Here is a 19,006-nt window from a genome sequence, read left to right on the forward strand (position 1 = left end):
AAGATGGGCCTTTTTTTATGCTTCCAAACTAACCACTGACAATTACAAGATGTTCAGTGGGTATTCGGTGATCAGACGGAACTCTTTGACATCGCCTTCGCCTTGGTCAGCGTTGGCAGTGTGCCAGGCTTGACGAATGCGGAAGGACAGGTCTTTAGCCGGGCCAGACTGAACAACATACTTGGCTTCAAAGTTGGTTTCGTGGTGTTTGCCATCTTCACCGTACAGACCGGTGTAAGGGCTGCCAGCTGGAGTGCTGGTACCGTCGATGTCCCAACCTTTAACGTAACGAACCATGAAGCTCAGGCCTGGAACGCCGTACTCGGCCATTTTCAGGTCGTAGCGAGCTTGAACGGATTTCTCGCCAGGACCGTTGAAGTCAGAGTACTGGATGGAGTTAGCCAGGAAGATCGAGTCGCCACCGCGGTTGTTCTTGCCCACGCCGATGTAGTCGAACGGGGTATCGCCGTTGACCTTCTGGAAGGCCAGGGTGAAGGTGTGTGCTTTCAGGAACGACAGCGCGGTTGCCAGGGAGAAGGCAGTGTTGCTGATGTCACCTGCCAGCTTGTCACCGGTGTCGGTGGTGCGGTAGATGTTGAAGTCAGTGTTCAGCGAAGTGTCACCACTGAATGGGGTGGTGAGGTTCACGTTGGCGTAGTACTGGTTCCAGATATCTTCCAGCTTGGCGCCGTAGAGCGATGCGCTCAGGTTTTCGGTGATGCTGTATTTACCACCGAAGTAGTCGATCGAGTCGGCTTCTACGCCTGCGTAGTTAGCGTACAGACCGCCGTTACGGGCGTTTTTGTCCTGGCTGGAAGCCGAGTAGAAATGACCGGCTTCGAGGTCAAGGTCTTTGACTTCGCTGCTCTGCAACTGGAAGCCAGTAGCCGTTTGCGGAAGGATACGGGAGCCGCCGACAGCGAACACTGGAGCAGTGCTTGGCTGCATGTCGCCGAATTTCAGTTCGGTTTTGGAAACGCGGAATTTGACCGACGCGCCGGCTTTGCCCTGGCTGTCGTTAACGTCGCGAGCGCCGTTGTTCGGGTTAACGGTATCGCTGCGGCTCATGTTGCCCGAACCGGAAGTACCGTCGCCGCCGTCCAGTTTCAGTGCCAGGTAACCGTAGGCATCGATACCAACACCGACAGTACCTTGGGTGTAACCGGAGTTGAAGTTACCAAGGAAGCCCTGGGTCCAGTCTTTCTGGTCGCGGCCGCCGTTCTTGTTGTCGCGGTTGAAGTAGTAGTTCTTCAACGTCTCGGTGAGTTTCGCGTCTTCAACAAAACCTTTGGCTTCAGACTGGTCACTTACAAACGGTGCGGCCGTAGCCATTTGAGTACTGGCTGCTGCTGCAACTGCCAGTGCGATCATGCTCCACTTCATCACGCGCATCGTGATTTGCTCCTTTGGTTTTAGAAGAGTACTGCCGTCCCACCTGTTTTATTATCTGGGCGGCTCTTTCTTTTTGTGTCGGCGCAAACTTATATCACGCCGACAATGTTGGCGATACTTGCTAATCCAACCTTTCAGCATCTTTACGACGTTGTCGCAAATGGCGTGGTGGATGTCGCAAATTCACAGTACCGACGCAGCCGGACTGACAACTTTCTCGCTGTTTATGGGCCTTTTTGCATCGGTAAAAAAGAGTCCCTGGCAAAACACTTGAATCTCCATCGGGCAACCCTGCCACTGTTCTTATGGGGCTTAAGGCATCCACTTCCAGTGGTGCGCTTATAGTCCATATGGGTACGAATGCAACAAGCGTGCACAAACCGCAATTTTGCTGCGGTTATTTTTCTGAACACCCGCCTGTGTTTGTGAAAACCTTGTGAAAGCGGGGCTTCAAGCCTGATTTTTTCTGTGCTTGACGCCATACCTCCTATGGTGTTGCCACGCCGAGAAACGCGCGTGACAACCAAAAACGTTACCGGTTCACCCCGCCAGTGAGTATTTGGCGGATGCCCGACGCAGTGAGCGTAGACGCACTGTGCAGTTTTGGTGCAAAAAAATTTACAGCTGTTCTGAATTCATACAGCTTGCAGGGGCGATGACGCTGAACGTCTCTGCTGTTTTCGGTCATTTTGTCGGGCTGAGTCTGGATGCTGGTTTCATGCTGGTGCGTTGTGCTCGCAAATGTCACATGTCGGGGCGTTCGCAGGGCGATGGGGTACACCGTCGCCGTGAAGGCAGGCGCATTCGCAGGTATGCTGCCGTCCTGTCGCTTGGTGCGCCGTCCATAAGGATCGCCGCTAAGCTGAATAATGAAGATCAGCCGGGAGTGCGCGCAGTGTTTGCTTTAGATTCACGACTTCAACAGGACACGCTGACCATCGGTGATTTCCCTCTCTGCCGACTGCTGCTGTCCAATGACGCCAACTTCCCTTGGTTCATCCTGGTGCCTCGTCGCGACGATATCAGTGAGTTGTTTCAGTTGGATGTCGCCGATCAGCAACAGTTTTGGCTTGAAACCACCGCGCTGGCTGAGCTGCTCAAGGATCTGTTCGATGCCGACAAAATGAACGTCGCCACCCTGGGTAACGTTGTCAGCCAGATGCATATGCATGTGATTGTGCGCAAACGCGATGACGCAGCCTGGCCGGCGCCGGTCTGGGGCAAGCTCCCGGCCAAGCCTTACAATGCCGAGCAAGTAGAGGCCATTCGCGCAAAGTTGCGTCTGGTGTTGACCGAAGACTTTACGTTTCTGGAGGGCTGATTCATGAGCCTGGAAGACCGCGTTACCGATCTGGAAAGCCGTCTGGCATTTCAGGATGACACTATTCAGGCATTGAACGACGTACTGGTCGCTCAGCAGCGCGTGGTCGAGCGCCTGCAATTGCAAATGGCAGCAATGCTCAAGCGTCAGGAAGAGATGGTCGGTCAGTTCGAGTCCTTTGAGGATGAGGCGCCCCCGCCACACTACTGAGGCAGGTACTTTTCATCAGGCGTAAAAAAACCGCGAACAGCAGGCTGCTCGCGGTTTTTTTATGCCTGGATCAGCGTCGCGGCAGTGCGGCGATCACATCCTCGGCTTGCAGGCCTTTGTCGCGGTTCATCACCGAGAACTCCACGCGCTGGCCTTCGACCAGTACGCGATGACCTTCGCCACGGATCGCGCGAAAGTGCACGAAAATATCATCGCCGGAATCCCGGGAGATAAAACCGAAGCCTTTGGAGGTGTTGAACCACTTGACGGTACCGGTATCACGATTGGTCATGTCATAGCTGGTTGGAGCAGCAGCAGGTGAAGAACGATAGAAGCTCACAGCCAGATGCAGGACCACGGCAACCAGCGCGATCACCAGGGTGAACAGTACGGCTGGCTGGCCGGCGATGACGGGCATCGGCGCGATCAGGGTCAGGGTTTGCAGGACGACAGTCAGTACCAGCAGCGCGCTGACCAGGTTTTGCAGATGCTGACGAGGGCCTTTGTTCCAGAAAGGAATCACAGGAGCAATCACCAGGTTCAGCAGGCCGAAAAAGGCCAGGTAAAGTGCATCGGGTTGTTGCAGGTAGGGAACGGCTTCGGATTTCAAGCTGGGTATGAACGACAGCAGCAGTGCCGCTGCGCCCATTAGCAGGTGGACGATTTTCAACATTTTGATTGGCTCACGTTTATGACGGCTCACAAGGAAGAGCTGAAGGCGCACGGTTCGCTTCGGGACAAAATAAGAGGCGGTGGACACGTTCACGGCATCAGCCTATGCGCAACGCCCCGAAAAATGGGGCATGGCGACACACTGTCTATTTAACAGCAAAGCCTGCGGCTACTCAAATCAGCCCGGCCAGCGGCATGGCGTCGGTCGATTTGTCGCAGTGTGTGCATCTGATCGGGGCTGCGGGGTGTCGACAGCCTTGCTAGAGTGGGTCTGCACCTGTTGGATGAATTCAATCGCCGTTAGGGGGTAAACATGGCAATCGATATCGGTATCAGTGAAGAAGACCGCAAGTCCATCGTCGAAGGCTTATCGCGTCTGCTGTCGGACACCTACGTGCTGTATCTGAAAACCCACAACTTCCACTGGAACGTCACCGGTCCGATGTTTCGGACGCTGCACTTGATGTTCGAAGAGCAATACAACGAACTCGCGCTGGCCGTTGATTTGATTGCCGAGCGTATTCGCGCCTTGGGCTTTCCGGCGCCAGGCGCCTACGCCACCTACGCACGCCTTTCTTCTATCAAGGAAGAAGTGGGTGTGCCGAGTGCCGAAGACATGATCAAACAACTGGTCGACGGCCAGGAAGCCGTGACCCGCACGGCGCGTGGCATTTTCCCGCTGCTCGACAAGGTCAGCGATGAGCCGACCGCAGACCTGTTGACCCAGCGCATGCAGGTTCACGAGAAAACCGCGTGGATGCTGCGCGCCTTGCTGGAAGCGTAAATCTGCCGGTGCGCGGGCCAGCAGCAGAAGGCTCGCGCGCTGTCCGCAATCCCACCTGTATCGTTGGCTTTTCCTACGTTGTCGGTCAATAAGTCGTCTGGCTATAACGTTGTGTCTGCGCTTTTATGAAAGCCACAGGATGTGACTTTTCAAACAAGCAGAGATGGCAAAGGAGTGTCACCGATATGGTAGAGGGAGACAGGCGAGGCGACAGGATTGTCGGCTTGCCACATGAATTGAAAGTCGATCCGTTCGTCCACGAATTCGACATGGCATTGGTTCAGCCATCGTCACGATCCGTGCGTCTGAACGGTTATGCGACCTGCCTGCGGCTGGAGCGGGTCTACTGGAACATCCTTGGCAATATGGCCGCAGACAACTGCTGTTCGATCAGCTCGCTGTTGTCCCACGTCGACCGTGAAGTGCATCTGCGTCATGGCGGGGTGAGAAATTTCAGCGCGCTGGTGCGGGTGGTGTGTGTCATGAACGGCGTCAAGCAAGCTACACCTGTCGAATCGCTCTGAAACGGCAGTTGCAAACGAGGTCGCGGCCTGTGCAGTCTTACGGCTGCACAGGCCGCATTTAATCGATATAATCCCGCTCTTTCGCCGCAAAGCCCTGCGCGCGGTGGCAATCTGATCGCCGAGACACCCCCCATGCCGATGTACGATTATCAATGTGCTTCCTGTGGTCATCAGTTGGAAGCCATTCAAAAGATCAGCGAGGCACCGCTGGTCGACTGCCCTGCCTGTCAGGCGCCAGAGCTCAAGAAGCAACTGTCGATGCCAGGCTTTCGCCTCAGTGGCGGCGGTTGGTACGAAACCGATTTCAAGACCGGCGCCAAGAAGAACCTGGCCGGTGGCGACAAATCTGACTAGGGTTCAACCCCGGGTTGAACGACACGCGTGAGTTTCCGCATTGCTTGAAAAGCAATGGGAGCTCCACCGAATTTTTCGAATTACGAGAAGCGAACCACGACCATGATGCGCAGCCACTATTGCGGCCAACTGAACGAAAGCCTGGAAGGCCAGGAAATTACCCTTTGCGGATGGGTTCACCGTCGTCGCGACCACGGCGGGGTGATTTTCCTCGATATCCGTGATCGTGATGGTCTGGCTCAGGTAGTGTTCGATCCGGATCGCGCCGAGAGCTTCGCCGCTGCCGATCGCGTGCGCAGCGAGTACGTCGTGAAGATCACCGGTAAGGTGCGTCTGCGTCCGGCCGGTGCCACCAACGCCAACATGGCGTCGGGCATGATCGAAGTGCTGGGTTATGAACTGGAAGTGCTGAACGAGTCGGAAACCCCGCCGTTCCCGCTGAACGAGTTCTCCGACGTTGGCGAAGAAACCCGTCTGCGTTATCGCTTCCTCGACCTGCGTCGTCCGGAAATGGCCGAGAAGCTGCGTCTGCGCTCGCGCATGACCACCAGCATCCGTCGCTTCCTCGACGAGAACGGCTTCCTCGACGTTGAAACGCCGATCCTGACCCGCGCTACGCCTGAAGGCGCGCGTGACTATCTGGTGCCTAGCCGTACCCATGCCGGTTCGTTCTTCGCCCTGCCGCAATCGCCACAGCTGTTCAAGCAACTGCTGATGGTCGCTGGCTTCGACCGTTACTACCAGATCGCCAAGTGCTTCCGCGACGAAGACCTGCGTGCCGACCGTCAGCCAGAATTCACCCAGATCGACATCGAGACCAGCTTCCTCGATGAAAAAGAGATCATGGGCCTGACCGAGCAAATGATCCGCAACCTGTTCAAGGAAGTGCTGGGTCTGGAGTTCGGCGAATTCCCGCACATGACCTTCGAAGAAGCCATGCGCCGCTACGGTTCCGACAAGCCAGACCTGCGTAACCCGCTGGAACTGGTCGACGTCGCCGATCAGCTCAAAGAAGTTGATTTCAAAGTGTTCAGCGGCCCGGCCAACGATCCGAAATGCCGTATCGCCGCACTGCGCGTTCCAGGCGGCGCAAGCATGCCACGCAAGCAGATCGACGATTACACCAAGTTCGTCGGCATCTACGGTGCCAAGGGCTTGGCGTACATCAAGGTCAACGAGCGTGCAGCCGGTGTTGAAGGTCTGCAATCGCCGATCGTGAAAAACATCCCGCTGGAAAACCTCAACGCCATCCTCGATCGCGTGGGTGCAGTTGACGGCGACATCGTGTTCTTCGGCGCCGACAAGGCCAAGATCGTCAGCGAAGCCTTGGGCGCACTGCGCATCAAGCTCGGTCACGACCTCAAGCTGCTGACCTGCGAGTGGGCACCAATGTGGGTCGTCGACTTCCCGATGTTCGAAGAAAACGACGACGGCAGCTTCTCCGCGCTGCACCACCCGTTCACCGCGCCGAAGTGCTCCCCGCAAGAACTGGAAGCCAACCCGGCCGGCGCTCTGTCCCGCGCGTACGACATGGTGCTGAACGGCACCGAGCTGGGTGGCGGTTCGATCCGTATCCACCGCAAGGAAATGCAGCAAGCGGTATTCCGCCTGTTGGGCATCAACGAAGCGGAACAGGAAGAGAAATTCGGCTTCCTGCTCGACGCGCTGAAATACGGTGCGCCGCCGCACGGTGGTCTGGCCTTCGGTCTGGACCGTCTGGTAATGCTGATGACCGGCGCCCAGTCGATCCGTGAAGTGATCGCATTCCCGAAAACCCAGAGTGCTGCCGACGTGATGACGCAAGCGCCGGGTGTCGTGGATGCCAAGGCACTGCGCGAGCTGCACATTCGTTTGCGCGAAACGCCAAAGGCTGAGTAAGACGGGCCTGAAGGCGCATCTTCGGATGCGCCTTTTTTCTTTCTATAGAGAGCAGGTCGAGATTTTTTTGTTTGCTGGCCGCTGCATGAGCAGGGCGGGCAACGTTTCAAAGAGAATTCGGAGCGAGTTATGGCAGGTCATTCCAAGTGGGCGAACATCAAGCACCGCAAAGAACGTCAGGATGCCAAGAGAGGCAAGATCTTCACCAAGTGGATCCGCGAACTGACCGTTGCGGCCCGTCAGGGTGGCGGTGATCCCGGATCCAACCCGCGTCTGCGTCTGGCCCTGGACAAGGCGCTGAGCGCGAACATGAGCCGTGACATCATCGATCGCGCCGTGGCGCGCGGCGCCGGTGCCACCGAAGCGGACAACGTTGAAGAACTGACTTACGAAGGTTACGGCCCGGGCGGCGTCGCGGTGATGGTCGAGTGCATGACCGACAACCGCAACCGTACTGCGGCAGCCGTTCGTCATGCTTTCAGCAAGTGCGGTGGCAACCTCGGCACCGACGGTTCGGTGGCGTATCTGTTCGAACGCAAAGGCCAGATCAGCTTCGCGCCGGGCGTCGATGAAGATGCGCTGACCGAAGCGGCGCTGGAAGCCGATGCCGATGACGTGGTCAGCCATGAAGACGGTTCGATTGACGTGTTTACCTCGTTCACCAGTTTCTACGCGGTGCGTAACGCGCTGGAAGCCGCCGGGTTCAAGGGGGATGACGCGGAAATCGTCATGCAGCCGACCACCAGCGCCGAGCTGGATCTGGAAGGTGCGGAGAAGGTACTCAAGCTGATCGATATGCTCGAGGACCTGGATGACGTGCAGAACGTTTACTCCAACGCGGACATTCCGGAAGACGTGGCCGCTCAGCTCGGTTGATGCAAATAGAAAGGTCGCAGTTTTTGCTGGCTCTACACTTCACCTGTAGGAGCTGCCGAAGGCTGCGATCTTTCTGTTTTTGAAAGATCAAAAGATCGCAGCCTTCGGCAGCTCCTACATGTACCCTCAGCTTTCGCACCAATTTCTGCAGGCGTTATGACTTTAATTCTTGGTATCGACCCCGGTTCGCGCATCACCGGTTACGGCATTGTTCGAGATACCGGGCGTGGCGGTTGTATTTATGTGGCTTCCGGCTGCATTCGTACCGGTGCGGGCGAACTGCATGAACGCCTGCAAATCGTCTATCGCGGAGTGCGGGAGATCATTCAGACCTACGGTCCGGTGACCATGGGCATCGAAAAAGTCTTTATGGCGAAAAACGCCGATTCGGCGCTGAAGCTCGGTCAGGCTCGCGGCGCTGCAATCGTGGCTGGCGCTGAAGAGAGTCTGGAGATCGCCGAGTACACCGCCACTCAAGTTAAACAGGCTGTGGTCGGCACCGGCGCGGCGAATAAAGAACAGGTGCAAATGATGGTCATGCACATGCTCAAACTAACCAGCAAACCACAAATCGATGCCTCGGACGCCCTGGCCATTGCCATTTGCCATGCGCACACGCGTTCCAGTCTGCTGCCCCACGGTTTGGGAACGGCACGCAGTCGTGGCGGGCGCCTGCGTCTCTGATAGCATCAGCATCAATTTTCTTGAAAGTGGATTTCCTGCGCCTGAGTCGTCGGCGCGAAATTCGCCTTTCGATAGTCGCCAGCCCACGGCTGGCCAACGCTCAAGGATCTGAAACGTGATTGGACGCTTGCGCGGCACCCTGGCTGAGAAACAGCCGCCGCACCTGATTCTGGATGTAAACGGCCTCGGGTATGAGCTGGAAGTGCCCATGACCACCCTTTATCGTCTGCCGTCGGTCGGTGAACCGCTGACCCTGCACACCCATTTGGTCGTACGCGAAGACGCGCAGTTACTCTATGGTTTTGCCGGCAAGCGTGAGCGAGACTTTTTTCGCGAGTTGATCCGTCTCAATGGTGTCGGGCCAAAATTGGCCCTGGCGTTGATGTCGAGCCTGGAAGTCGATGAGCTGATCCGCTGTGTGCAGTCGCAGGACACCTCGGCCTTGACCAAAGTGCCGGGAGTCGGCAAGAAAACCGCCGAGCGCTTGCTGGTTGAGTTGAAAGACCGCTTCAAGGCCTGGGAAACTTCGCCGGCGATGTTTGCCCTGGTACCGAATCAGCCTGATGGCCCGGCGCCGGTCAATACCGCCGAGAACGATGCGGTCAGCGCGCTGATTTCCCTGGGCTACAAGCCGCAGGAAGCGAGCAAGGCGATTACCGCCATCAAGGACAAGAGTTTGAGCAGTGAAGACCTGATCCGCCGTGCCCTGAAGGGAATGATTTAAGTGATTGAAGCTGATCGTCTGATCACCGCCGCGCACAGCCCGCGTGAGCGCGAAGAAGTCCAGGACCGGGCCATTCGCCCGGTCAGTCTGGCCGACTACATTGGCCAGCCGACCGTGCGCGAGCAGATGGAACTGTTCATCCAGGCCGCCCGTGGCCGTAGCGAATCCCTCGACCACACCCTGATCTTCGGCCCGCCTGGTCTGGGCAAGACCACGCTGGCGAACATCATTGCCCAGGAAATGGGCGTGTCTATCAAGAGCACATCCGGTCCGGTACTTGAGCGTCCGGGTGATCTGGCGGCGCTGCTGACCAACCTCGAACCGCACGACGTGCTGTTCATCGACGAAATCCATCGCCTGTCGCCGATCGTTGAAGAAGTGCTGTACCCGGCGATGGAAGATTTCCAGCTCGATATCATGATCGGTGAAGGGCCGGCCGCGCGTTCGATCAAACTCGATCTGCCGCCGTTCACTTTGGTGGGCGCAACCACTCGCGCCGGCATGCTGACCAACCCGTTGCGTGACCGCTTCGGTATTGTCCAGCGTCTTGAGTTCTACAGCACGGCCGATCTGGCGACGATTGTCAGCCGTTCGGCGGCGATTCTCGGTCTGCCGCTGGATCCGGAAGGATCGTTCGAAATCGCACGTCGTGCCCGTGGTACGCCGCGAATCGCCAACCGTCTGTTGCGCCGCGTGCGTGACTTCGCCGAAGTCCGCGCCAAGGGCCACATCACCAAGGCGGTGGCGGATCTGGCGCTGAACCTGCTGGACGTCGACGAGCATGGTTTCGATCATCAGGACCGGCGTCTGCTGTTGACCATGATCGAGAAGTTCGATGGCGGCCCGGTCGGTATCGACAGCCTCGCCGCTGCGATCAGTGAAGAACGTCACACCATTGAGGATGTGCTGGAACCGTATCTGATCCAGCAGGGTTACATCATGCGCACGCCACGGGGCAGGGTGGTGACGCGCCATGCGTACCTGCACTTCGGTTTAAACATTCCGTCACGAATGGGTGAAATGCCCGTGGCAGACGAGTTTCTCGATGCCGTGGACGATTAATACACATTTGTTGTCGATTTATTCAGGGTTTGTACGGTCACAGGACGGTACTTTTGCGGTAAAGCTCTGAAACCATGAAAAACAGTTGCCTGGCCGGATTGGCAACCTGAGGAGTAAGCACTAGAGTATGCGCGCGCAAAACGGGCTTGAGCCGTTCGCACATCGTTGTCGCGTTTATTACGAGGACACCGATGCGGGCGGCATCGTGTATTACGTTAATTACCTCAAGTTTATGGAACGGGCTCGAACCGAGCGGCTTCGCGAACTGGGCTTTGCCCAATCGCAGCTGGCAGGGGAGGACCTGTTGTTTGTCGTGCACTCCAGCGAAGCGCGCTATCACGCGCCGGCGCGACTGGACGACGAACTGCTGGTAAGCGCTGATGTAATCGAATTGAACCGGGTCAGCCTGCGCTTCAAACAGCAGGTCAGGCGGGCAACGGATAATGTGCTGCTCTGTGAGGGGCAGTTTTTGGTGGCCTGTGTGCGCACTAACAGTTTGAAACCCCGGGCCCTTCCCGAAGATTTGCGTGCGGCCTTCGCCGACGCGGTCGGCCCGGGTACACACTCAAAGCAGGAGATAAAGCGTGGAAGCTAACGTCGTCGACCATTCCTCCATGTGGAGCCTGGTCAGCAATGCCAGCATCGTGGTGCAGTTGGTAATGTTGACCCTGGTGGCCGCATCGGTGACCTCATGGATCATGATCTTTCAGCGCAGCAATCTGCTGCGCGCCGGTCGACGCGCCCTGGAGAGCTTCGAAGAGCGCTTCTGGTCGGGTATCGACCTGTCCAAGCTGTACCGTCAGGCGGGCAGCAACCCGGATCCGGATTCGGGCGTTGAGCAGATCTTCCGTGCCGGCTTCAAGGAGTTCTCGCGTCTGCGTCAGCAGCCAGGCGTCGATCCTGAAGCGGTGATGGAAGGCGTGGCCCGGGCCATGCGCGTCGCCATCTCCCGCGAAGAAGAGAAACTGGAGCAGAGCCTGCCGTTCCTCGCCACTGTCGGTTCGGTCAGCCCGTACATCGGTCTGTTCGGTACCGTGTGGGGCATCATGAACTCCTTCCGCGGTCTGGCCAGCGCCCAGCAAGCCACTCTGGCCACTGTGGCCCCGGGTATCGCCGAAGCCCTGATCGCCACCGCGATCGGCCTGTTCGCGGCAATCCCGGCAGTTATCGCTTACAACCGTTTCTCTGCCCGCAGCGAAACCTTGCTGAGCCGCTACTACACCTTCGCCGATGAATTCCAGGCGATCCTGCACCGCAAAGTGCACACCAGCGAAGAATAAGCAGGTAATTTCCAATGGCTTTAATCGCTCGAGCTCGCAAAAAGCGCAAGCCGGTCGCCGAGATGAACGTGGTGCCATACATCGACGTGATGTTGGTGCTGCTGGTCATCTTCATGGTGACTGCGCCGATGCTCAATCAGGGCGTGAAAGTTGATCTGCCCAAGGTTTCCAGCGAAGCCTTGCCGCAGGACAACAACACGCAGGTCCTGACTATTTCGATCAAGGCTGACAAGACCTACTACTGGAACCTTGGCAGCGAAGTCGACACCGAGAAGCAACAGGACAGGGCCATGACCCTGCCGCAAATGACCGACGCGGTGACCAAGATCATTCGTGCCGGCACCGAAGGCGGCAAGCGTACCCAGGTCTTCATCCGCGGTGACAAGACCGTCGACTATGGTTCTGTCATGGGCGCCATGGGCGGGTTGCAGAAAGCCGGGGTCGGTAATGTTGGTTTGATTACCGAGGCCCCCTGATGCAGCAACAGCGAGAGCCGTCCGCCTCGGAAAGCTACTTCTGGCCTAGTGTTCTGGCAATTGTCCTGCACGTGCTGGTGTTCGGCATGCTGTTCGTCAGTTTTGCCTTCACACCAGAGCTGCCGCCGGCCAAGCCGATTGTCCAGGCGACCCTGTACCAACTGAAATCGAAAAGTCAGGCAACCACCCAGACCAATCAGAAGATTGCGGGTGAGGCGAAGAAATCCGCCGCGCGCCAGACTGAAGTCGAGCAGATGGAACAGAAAAAGGTCGAGCAGGAAGAGATCAAGGCCGCTGCGGAACAAAAGAAAGAAGAAGCGGCTCAAAAAGCCGAGGAAGCCAAGAAGGCCGATGAGGCTAAAAAAGCGGATGAAGCTAAAAAGGCGGATGACGCCAAGAAAGCTGACGACGCGAAGAAAGCCGAAGCCAAGAAGGCCGAAGAGAAACAATTGGCTGATATAGCCAAGAAGAAGGCTGAAGAAGAGGCTAAGGAAGAAGCCAAGAAAGAAGCCGCTGAAGAAGCCAAGAAGAAGATCGTCGAAGACGCGAAGAAGAAAGCCGCCGAAGACGCCAAGAAGAAAGCTGAAGCTGAAGAGGCGAAGAAGAAAATCGCCGACGAAGCGAAGAAGAAAGCTGCTGCCGATGCTGCGAAGAAGAAAGCGCAGGATGCAGCACGTAAATCGACCGAAGACAAAAAGGCTCAGGCCTTGGCCGATTTGCTTTCCGATACGCCGCAGCGCCAGCAGGCCTTGGCCGATGAGCAGGGCGACGAAGTCGCGGGCAGTTTCGATGACCTGATTCGTGCGCGAGCTGCAGAAGGCTGGGCCCGTCCACCTTCGGCACGCAAAGGCATGACGGTGGTGTTGCAGATCGGCATGTTGCCGGACGGTACGGTGACTTCGGTCAGCGTGGCCAAATCCAGTGGCGATGGTCCGTTCGATGCTTCGGCAGTGGCAGCGGTCAAAAATATTGGACGTTTGACAGAAATGCAGGGAATGAAGCCGAGCGATTTCGCTCCGTATCGTTCATTCAAGATGACATTCACACCTGAGGATCTAGCCTTGTGAGAAACCTTCTTCGAGGAATGCTGGTCGTGATCTGCTGCATGGCAGGGATCGCGATGGCGGATGAAAAGAACATTCTGGTCACCAGCGGCAGCGATCGGGCAACCCCGATCGCCGTTGTACCGTTTGGTATGCAGGGCGGTGCCGTGCTGCCGGACGACATGGCTGAAATCATTGGTAACGATTTGCGCAACTCGGGCTACTACTCGCCGATTCCAAAGCAAAACATGATCAGCCAGCCAAGCCAGCCGAGCGAAATCATCTTCCGTGACTGGAAGGCGGTGGGTGCTCAATACATGATGGTCGGCAGCATTGCGCCAGCGGGCGGTCGCTTGCAGGTGCAGTGGGCGCTGTTCAACGTAGCCACCGAGCAAAAAGTGGCAGACGGCAGTGTTTCCGGTACCACCGAGCAATTGCGCGACATGGCGCACTTCATCTCCGATCAGTCGTTCCAGAAACTGACCGGTATTGAAGGTGCGTTCTCGACGCGTCTGCTGTACGTGACGGCCGAGCGCTTCTCCGAGAAGAACACCCGTTACACCCTGCAGCGTTCGGACTACGACGGTGCTCGCGCCGTGACGCTGTTGCAATCGCGTGAGCCGATTCTGTCGCCGCGCTTCGCACCGGATGGCAAACGCATCGCCTACGTGTCGTTCGAGCAGAAGCGTCCGCGCATCTTCATGCAGAACATCGACACCGGTCGCCGTGAGCAAATCACCAATTTCGAAGGCCTGAACGGCGCGCCAGCCTGGTCGCCGAATGGTGATCGCCTGGCGTTCGTACTGTCGAAAGACGGTAACCCGGACATCTATGTGATGAATCTGGCTTCGCGTCAGATCACCCGCGTGACCGCAGGTCCTGGCATCAACACCGAACCGTACTGGGGCAAGGATGGCTCGACCATCTACTTCACCTCGGACCGCGGCGGCAAGCCTCAGATCTACAAAACCAGCGCCAGTGGCGGTGGTGCCGAGCGTGTGACGTTTGTAGGTAACTACAACGCCAACCCGAAACTTTCGGCAGATGAAAAGACTTTGGTGATGATCCATCGTCAGGATGGCTTCACCAATTTCAAGGTGGCAGCTCAGGATCTGCAGCGAGGTAGTGTAAAGATCCTCACTGATAGCACTCTGGACGAGTCACCTACTGTTGCGCCCAACGGCACCATGGTAATCTACGCCACCCGCCAACAGGGCCGGGGAGTCTTGATGCTCGTGTCCATTAATGGACGCGTTAGGCTCCCGCTTCCTACCGCTCAAGGCGAAGTCAGAGAACCGTCCTGGTCCCCTTACCTGAAGTGAGCGGGCGCTACACGTTTTACTTAACACACTGGGGTTCATTAGGAGTTTCACGATGGAAATGCTGAAGTTTGGTAAATTTGCTGCGCTGGCTCTGGCCATGGCTGTAGCTGTAGGTTGCTCGTCCAAAGGCGGCGACAACGCCGGTGAAGGCGCTGTTGATCCAAACGCTGGTTACGGCGCAAACACTGGTGCCGTTGACGGTTCCCTGAGCGAAGAAGCTGCTCTGCGCGCAATCACCACCTTCTACTTCGAATACGACAGCTCGGACCTGAAGCCAGAAGCCATGCGCGCTCTGGACGTTCACGCCAAAGACCTGAAAGCAAACGGCGCTCGCGTTGTTCTGGAAGGCAACACCGACGAACGTGGTACTCGTGAGTACAACATGGCACTGGGCGAGCGTCGTGCGAAAGCCGTTCAGCGCTACCTGGTACTGCAAGGTGTTTCCCCAGCTCAGCTGGAACTGGTTTCCTACGGCGAAGAGCGTCCAGTTGCTACCGGCAACGACGAGCAGTCCTGGGCTCAAAACCGTCGCGTCGAACTGCGTAAGTAATTCGATATGCGAACGTGCCGTCGTGCTGTAACTGTTCTGGCTCTCAGCCTCGCGCCGCTTGCGGCGTGGGCTGCGGTTCCTGTGGTCGATGACAACTCCGGTTATAACAATAGCGGGAGCAGTTATCCGCCTGCAGGTTACGGTACGAACGGCGCCTATGCCGGGGGAGCGGCTTCGGCCCCTGCCTCGGCACAAGGCATGCTGTTCAACCAATTGCAACAGATGCAGGATCAGATATCGCGCCAGCAAGGTGTGATCGAAGAACTGCAGAATCAGGTTGCGCGCATGAAGCAGGAATCCCTGGAGCGATACCAGGATCTTGATCGACGCATAGGATCCGGCGTTGCACCTGCCGCGACTCCTGAGAATTCTTCTGCCGGTGGCGATGCAAGTGCTGCTGCCGGTGCTGCTGCTGGCGCCGGGGCTGCTGCCCAGGCACCTGCTGCAAGCAGTGAACCGGGTGATCCGGCCAAGGAAAAGCTGTATTACGATGCCGCTTTCGACCTGATCAAAGCCAAGGATTTCGACAAGGCCAGCCAGGCTTTTGCCGCTTTCCTGCGCAAATACCCGAACAGCCAATACGCGGGTAACGCCCAGTACTGGTTGGGTGAAGTGAATCTGGCCAAAGGCGATCTGCAAGGCGCAGGTCAGGCTTTCGCCAAGGTTTCGCAGCTGTATCCCAAGCACGCCAAAGTGCCGGATTCGCTGTACAAGCTGGCTGATGTAGAGCGCCGCCTCGGTCATACCGACAAGGTCAAAGGCATTCTGCAGCAGGTGGTGGCCCAGTATCCGGGTACCTCGGCTGCTCAGTTGGCCCAGCGCGATCTGCAACGCATGTAAGCAGGCTTGACCCGTTTGGAAGAAACCCGCGCTTGTCGCGGGTTTTTTCGTTAGAATTCACGCCCTTTTTCTGAAACACGCTTCTTGCGGTCTACGCGTTGGCGGGATTGCCTGAAGTGCCTGACGGAGGCGGACAGCCTGTTTAGCTGTTACGCCCGTGGCGACTATGCAAGACACATTGAGAATCACCGAAGTTTTCTACTCTTTGCAGGGGGAAACGCGGACTGCCGGGCTGCCCACGGTTTTTGTGCGCCTGACCGGTTGCCCATTGCGTTGCCAATACTGCGACAGCGCCTATGCCTTCAGTGGCGGTACCGTGCGCACCCTCGACGACATCCTCGAGCAAGTGGCCGGATTTCGCCCGCGCTACGTCTGTGTCACCGGCGGTGAGCCGTTGGCACAGCCCAATGCCATTCCTTTGCTCGAACAATTGTGTGATGCCGGTTATGAGGTCTCGCTGGAAACCAGCGGCGCCCTCGACGTCTCGGCTGTCGATCCGCGCGTCAGTCGCGTTGTCGACCTGAAGACGCCGGACTCGAAAGAAGCCCATCGCAACCGTTACGAGAACATCGAACTGCTGACGCCCAACGATCAGGTGAAGTTTGTCATCTGCTCGCGCGACGATTATGACTGGGCCGTCTCCAAACTGATTCAGTACGGTCTTGATCGACGTGCCGGCGAAGTGCTGTTTTCCCCAAGTCACCATGATCTCAATGCTCGCGATCTGGCGGACTGGGTGGTGGCGGACAACCTGCCGGTGCGGTTGCAATTGCAGTTGCATAAATATTTGTGGAATGACGAGCCGGGGCGCTGAGATGACCGAACAACTGAACACCACCGAAAAACGTGCGGTCATTCTGCTGTCCGGTGGTCTGGACTCGGCCACTGTAGTGGCCATGGCCCGAGCCGAAGGCTACCGCTGCTACACCATGAGCTTTGACTATGGCCAGCGTTCCCATGCCGAATTGCACGCCGCCGCCCGCGTCGCCCGCGACTTGGGTGTGGTCGAGCACAAGGTGATTGGCCTGAACCTCAATGGCATGGGCGGCTCAGCCCTGACCGACGCCAGCATCGACATCCCTGAAGAGCTGGGCGAAGGCATTCCAGTGACGTACGTGCCAGCGCGCAACACGGTGTTCTTGTCGCTGGCGTTGGGTTGGGCGGAAGTGCTCGGCGCCCGCGATATCTTCATTGGTGTTAATGCGGTGGATTACTCGGGCTATCCGGATTGCCGTCCGGAGTTCATCGAGTCGTTCGAGCGCATGGCCAACCTGGCGACCAAGGCCGGTGTGGAAGGCAACGGTTTCCGTATTCAGGCGCCGTTGCAGAACCTGAGCAAGGCGCAGATCGTGCAGGCGGGCGTGAAGCTCGGCGTTGATTATGGCCTCACCGTTTCCTGCTATCAGGCCGACGATGATGGCCGTGCGTGCGGTAAATGCGACAGCTGCCGCCTGCGCGCAGAAGGCTTCGCGGCCGCTGGTGTAAGTGATCCAACACCTTATTTTTGATTATTTTCAAAAAGGTGTTGAATAGTCCTTAAAAATCAGTATTATACGCGCCACCACACAGCGGGTCGTTAGCTCAGTTGGTAGAGCAGTTGGCTTTTAACCAATTGGTCGTAGGTTCGAATCCCACACGACCCACCATATTTGGCGGTTTAGAAAATCCGGAAGGCCCACGAAAGTGAGGATTTCCGGGTTTTTTTTTGCCTGCAATTTCGCTATGCGTTATTTCAATACCCGCAGCGCTGACGCAGGTCAGAATCATCTTTTGTATCAACGGGATATTCTGTAGCCTTGCGCAGCTTCAATGCTGTCCGTGCCTGATAATACTCACTCTCCCGGCGGTACCCTCAAGCGGTCCGGAGCCGGGTGTATACTCGACTTTCGCGCGAACGCGCCTGCAGGTCTTGCGAACATGACGCAGATTTCCGAACGCCTTCTGGTTCAAGCCCACCTCGATGCCAAACAGCCCAAACCGCTGACCGCTGAGGAAGAGGCTTATTACCGTTCCGCCATTGCCGCCGAGCTGAAGGCTCAGGACGCGGTGCTGGTGGCCCACTTTTATTGCGATCCGGTGATTCAGGCTCTGGCCGAAGAAACCGGTGGTTGTGTCTCTGACTCCCTGGAAATGGCCCGCTTCGGCAACGCTCATCCGGCCAAGACCGTAGTGGTCGCCGGCGTGAAGTTCATGGGCGAGACCGCGAAGATTCTCAACCCGGAAAAACGCGTGCTGATGCCAACGCTGGACGCGACATGCTCGCTCGACCTGGGTTGCCCGGTCGACGAGTTCTCGGCGTTCTGTGATCAGCACCCGGAGCGCACGGTGGTGGTCTACGCCAACACCTCCGCAGCTGTTAAGGCTCGAGCTGATTGGGTGGTGACTTCAAGTTGCGCACTGGAAATCGTCGAAAGCCTGATGGACAACGGCGAGACGATCATTTGGGGCCCTGACAAGCATCTGGGCACCTACATTCAGCGCAAGACCGGCGCCGACATGCTGCTCTGGGACGGTGCCTGCATCGTCCACGAGGAGTTCAAGTCCAAGCAACTCGAAGACATGAAGGCGCTGTACCCGGACGCCGCGATTCTGGTGCACCCGGAGTCGCCGACTTCGGTGATTGAGCTGGCAGACGCCGTGGGCTCGACCAGTCAGTTGATTGCCGCTGCACAGTCGTTGCCGAACAAGACGCTGATCGTCGCGACCGACCGTGGCATCTTCTACAAGATGCAGCAGTTGTGCCCGGACAAGGTCTTCATCGAAGCGCCAACCGCCGGTAACGGTGCCGCGTGCCGCAGTTGCGCGCATTGCCCGTGGATGGCCATGAACACCCTTGAGCGCACGCTCAAGAGCTTGAAGGAAGGCACGAACGAGATCTTTGTTGATCCGGCGTTGATTCCGCAGGCGATCCGGCCGTTGAAGCGCATGCTGGATTTCACCCAGGCCGCACGGATGAAGCTGGCCGGCAACGCCTGAGGTCTTTCAGGCAACAAATAAACCTGTAGGAGTGAGCC

General features: G+C 57.4%; 22 protein-coding genes and 1 tRNA gene. 21 read left to right on the forward strand and 2 right to left on the reverse strand.

The window, feature by feature from the left end:
- Window positions 1-42: 42 nt before the first annotated feature.
- The gene (locus ACM6IN_RS04515; protein WP_414915497.1) at window positions 43-1,392 is read right to left on the reverse strand and encodes an OprD family porin; all 1,350 of its coding nucleotides are present in this window, start codon (window positions 1,390-1,392) and stop codon (window positions 43-45) included.
- An 895-nt stretch (window positions 1,393-2,287) separates the two neighbouring features.
- Here ACM6IN_RS04515 and ACM6IN_RS04520 point away from each other — a divergent pair.
- Entirely contained in the window at window positions 2,288-2,713 is a 426-nt protein-coding gene (locus ACM6IN_RS04520) for an HIT domain-containing protein (protein ID WP_414915540.1), read from the forward strand.
- 3 nt (window positions 2,714-2,716) lie between these two features.
- Window positions 2,717-2,923, forward strand: coding sequence for a SlyX family protein (locus ACM6IN_RS04525; protein WP_007912748.1), 207 nt, complete (start codon window positions 2,717-2,719; stop codon window positions 2,921-2,923).
- Between the two features lie 70 nt (window positions 2,924-2,993).
- Here ACM6IN_RS04525 and ACM6IN_RS04530 read toward each other — a convergent pair whose 3' ends face one another.
- Complete coding sequence (locus ACM6IN_RS04530; RefSeq protein WP_007912746.1) at window positions 2,994-3,596, reverse strand: cold-shock protein; 603 nt, start codon at window positions 3,594-3,596, stop codon at window positions 2,994-2,996.
- Window positions 3,597-3,908: 312 nt separating this feature from the next.
- Between ACM6IN_RS04530 and ACM6IN_RS04535 the strand changes: the two genes are divergently transcribed.
- From ACM6IN_RS04535 to nadA, 19 genes are all read left to right on the forward strand, one after another.
- Window positions 3,909-4,379, forward strand: coding sequence for a Dps family protein (locus tag ACM6IN_RS04535; RefSeq protein WP_007912745.1), 471 nt, complete (start codon window positions 3,909-3,911; stop codon window positions 4,377-4,379).
- Between the two features lie 185 nt (window positions 4,380-4,564).
- Window positions 4,565-4,903: a ribbon-helix-helix domain-containing protein gene (locus tag ACM6IN_RS04540; RefSeq protein WP_007912743.1), complete on the forward strand. Its 339-nt coding sequence runs from the start codon at window positions 4,565-4,567 to the stop codon at window positions 4,901-4,903.
- Between the two features lie 132 nt (window positions 4,904-5,035).
- Entirely contained in the window at window positions 5,036-5,257 is a 222-nt protein-coding gene (locus ACM6IN_RS04545; RefSeq protein ID WP_007912741.1) for an FmdB family zinc ribbon protein, read from the forward strand.
- Window positions 5,258-5,359: 102 nt separating this feature from the next.
- A complete protein-coding gene (gene aspS, locus ACM6IN_RS04550) occupies window positions 5,360-7,135 on the forward strand; it encodes an aspartate--tRNA ligase (protein WP_007912740.1) in 1,776 nt (591 codons plus the stop codon).
- 129 nt (window positions 7,136-7,264) lie between these two features.
- Window positions 7,265-8,011: a YebC/PmpR family DNA-binding transcriptional regulator gene (locus ACM6IN_RS04555; RefSeq protein ID WP_007912738.1), complete on the forward strand. Its 747-nt coding sequence runs from the start codon at window positions 7,265-7,267 to the stop codon at window positions 8,009-8,011.
- Window positions 8,012-8,167: 156 nt separating this feature from the next.
- Window positions 8,168-8,695, forward strand: a complete 528-nt coding sequence (gene ruvC / locus ACM6IN_RS04560) for a crossover junction endodeoxyribonuclease RuvC (RefSeq protein ID WP_007951206.1) — start codon at window positions 8,168-8,170, stop codon at window positions 8,693-8,695.
- A 115-nt stretch (window positions 8,696-8,810) separates the two neighbouring features.
- Window positions 8,811-9,419 carry a Holliday junction branch migration protein RuvA gene (gene ruvA / locus ACM6IN_RS04565; RefSeq protein WP_414915498.1) on the forward strand — a complete coding sequence of 203 codons (609 nt, stop codon included), beginning with the start codon at window positions 8,811-8,813 and terminating at the stop codon, window positions 9,417-9,419.
- Window positions 9,420-10,481, forward strand: a complete 1,062-nt coding sequence (gene ruvB, locus ACM6IN_RS04570; RefSeq protein ID WP_007912736.1) for a Holliday junction branch migration DNA helicase RuvB — start codon at window positions 9,420-9,422, stop codon at window positions 10,479-10,481.
- A 127-nt stretch (window positions 10,482-10,608) separates the two neighbouring features.
- Window positions 10,609-11,076, forward strand: coding sequence for a tol-pal system-associated acyl-CoA thioesterase (gene ybgC, locus ACM6IN_RS04575; RefSeq protein ID WP_007912735.1), 468 nt, complete (start codon window positions 10,609-10,611; stop codon window positions 11,074-11,076).
- A complete protein-coding gene (tolQ, locus tag ACM6IN_RS04580) occupies window positions 11,066-11,761 on the forward strand; it encodes a protein TolQ (RefSeq protein ID WP_007912733.1) in 696 nt (231 codons plus the stop codon). The genes ybgC and tolQ overlap by 11 nt, the downstream gene beginning before the upstream one ends.
- A 23-nt stretch (window positions 11,762-11,784) precedes the next feature.
- The gene (gene tolR, locus ACM6IN_RS04585; protein WP_161806672.1) at window positions 11,785-12,237 is read left to right on the forward strand and encodes a protein TolR; all 453 of its coding nucleotides are present in this window, start codon (window positions 11,785-11,787) and stop codon (window positions 12,235-12,237) included.
- Window positions 12,237-13,304: a cell envelope integrity protein TolA gene (gene tolA, locus ACM6IN_RS04590; protein ID WP_007912728.1), complete on the forward strand. Its 1,068-nt coding sequence runs from the start codon at window positions 12,237-12,239 to the stop codon at window positions 13,302-13,304. Before tolR ends, tolA begins: the two co-directional genes overlap by 1 nt.
- 17 nt (window positions 13,305-13,321) lie before the next feature.
- Complete coding sequence (gene tolB / locus ACM6IN_RS04595; protein ID WP_016983828.1) at window positions 13,322-14,602, forward strand: Tol-Pal system beta propeller repeat protein TolB; 1,281 nt, start codon at window positions 13,322-13,324, stop codon at window positions 14,600-14,602.
- 52 nt (window positions 14,603-14,654) lie between these two features.
- Window positions 14,655-15,152, forward strand: a complete 498-nt coding sequence (pal, locus tag ACM6IN_RS04600; RefSeq protein ID WP_003178634.1) for a peptidoglycan-associated lipoprotein Pal — start codon at window positions 14,655-14,657, stop codon at window positions 15,150-15,152.
- 6 nt (window positions 15,153-15,158) lie between these two features.
- The gene (gene ybgF / locus ACM6IN_RS04605; RefSeq protein WP_007912724.1) at window positions 15,159-15,992 is read left to right on the forward strand and encodes a tol-pal system protein YbgF; all 834 of its coding nucleotides are present in this window, start codon (window positions 15,159-15,161) and stop codon (window positions 15,990-15,992) included.
- 166 nt (window positions 15,993-16,158) lie between these two features.
- Window positions 16,159-16,806: a 7-carboxy-7-deazaguanine synthase QueE gene (queE, locus tag ACM6IN_RS04610; RefSeq protein WP_414915499.1), complete on the forward strand. Its 648-nt coding sequence runs from the start codon at window positions 16,159-16,161 to the stop codon at window positions 16,804-16,806.
- 1 nt (window position 16,807) lies between these two features.
- A complete protein-coding gene (gene queC / locus ACM6IN_RS04615; RefSeq protein WP_007912720.1) occupies window positions 16,808-17,500 on the forward strand; it encodes a 7-cyano-7-deazaguanine synthase QueC in 693 nt (230 codons plus the stop codon).
- 62 nt (window positions 17,501-17,562) lie between these two features.
- Window positions 17,563-17,638 (forward strand) — tRNA-Lys (locus ACM6IN_RS04620).
- Window positions 17,639-17,909: 271 nt separating this feature from the next.
- The gene (nadA, locus tag ACM6IN_RS04625) at window positions 17,910-18,968 is read left to right on the forward strand and encodes a quinolinate synthase NadA (RefSeq protein WP_003227499.1); all 1,059 of its coding nucleotides are present in this window, start codon (window positions 17,910-17,912) and stop codon (window positions 18,966-18,968) included.
- Window positions 18,969-19,006 lie beyond the last annotated feature (38 nt).

Source organism: Pseudomonas sp. IT-P395, assembly GCF_949767675.1.
GTDB lineage: Bacteria > Pseudomonadota > Gammaproteobacteria > Pseudomonadales > Pseudomonadaceae > Aquipseudomonas.

What these genes read in the sequence shown, in the direction of transcription:
- ACM6IN_RS04540 (WP_007912743.1), top strand. Translation starts at nt 4,565, where the DNA reads ATGGTAGAGGGAGACAGGCGAGGCGACAGGATTGTCGGCTTGCCACAT.
- ACM6IN_RS04515 (WP_414915497.1), bottom strand. Translation starts at nt 1,392, where the DNA reads ATGCGCGTGATGAAGTGGAGCATGATCGCACTGGCAGTTGCAGCAGCA.
- queC (WP_007912720.1), top strand. Translation starts at nt 16,808, where the DNA reads ATGACCGAACAACTGAACACCACCGAAAAACGTGCGGTCATTCTGCTG.
- ruvC (WP_007951206.1), top strand. Translation starts at nt 8,168, where the DNA reads ATGACTTTAATTCTTGGTATCGACCCCGGTTCGCGCATCACCGGTTAC.
- tolA (WP_007912728.1), top strand. Translation starts at nt 12,237, where the DNA reads ATGCAGCAACAGCGAGAGCCGTCCGCCTCGGAAAGCTACTTCTGGCCT.
- tolB (WP_016983828.1), top strand. Translation starts at nt 13,322, where the DNA reads ATGCTGGTCGTGATCTGCTGCATGGCAGGGATCGCGATGGCGGATGAA.
- ACM6IN_RS04525 (WP_007912748.1), top strand. Translation starts at nt 2,717, where the DNA reads ATGAGCCTGGAAGACCGCGTTACCGATCTGGAAAGCCGTCTGGCATTT.
- ybgC (WP_007912735.1), top strand. Translation starts at nt 10,609, where the DNA reads ATGCGCGCGCAAAACGGGCTTGAGCCGTTCGCACATCGTTGTCGCGTT.
- aspS (WP_007912740.1), top strand. Translation starts at nt 5,360, where the DNA reads ATGATGCGCAGCCACTATTGCGGCCAACTGAACGAAAGCCTGGAAGGC.
- ybgF (WP_007912724.1), top strand. Translation starts at nt 15,159, where the DNA reads ATGCGAACGTGCCGTCGTGCTGTAACTGTTCTGGCTCTCAGCCTCGCG.
- pal (WP_003178634.1), top strand. Translation starts at nt 14,655, where the DNA reads ATGGAAATGCTGAAGTTTGGTAAATTTGCTGCGCTGGCTCTGGCCATG.
- nadA (WP_003227499.1), top strand. Translation starts at nt 17,910, where the DNA reads ATGACGCAGATTTCCGAACGCCTTCTGGTTCAAGCCCACCTCGATGCC.
- queE (WP_414915499.1), top strand. Translation starts at nt 16,159, where the DNA reads ATGCAAGACACATTGAGAATCACCGAAGTTTTCTACTCTTTGCAGGGG.
- ACM6IN_RS04545 (WP_007912741.1), top strand. Translation starts at nt 5,036, where the DNA reads ATGCCGATGTACGATTATCAATGTGCTTCCTGTGGTCATCAGTTGGAA.
- ACM6IN_RS04535 (WP_007912745.1), top strand. Translation starts at nt 3,909, where the DNA reads ATGGCAATCGATATCGGTATCAGTGAAGAAGACCGCAAGTCCATCGTC.
- ACM6IN_RS04555 (WP_007912738.1), top strand. Translation starts at nt 7,265, where the DNA reads ATGGCAGGTCATTCCAAGTGGGCGAACATCAAGCACCGCAAAGAACGT.
- ACM6IN_RS04530 (WP_007912746.1), bottom strand. Translation starts at nt 3,596, where the DNA reads ATGTTGAAAATCGTCCACCTGCTAATGGGCGCAGCGGCACTGCTGCTG.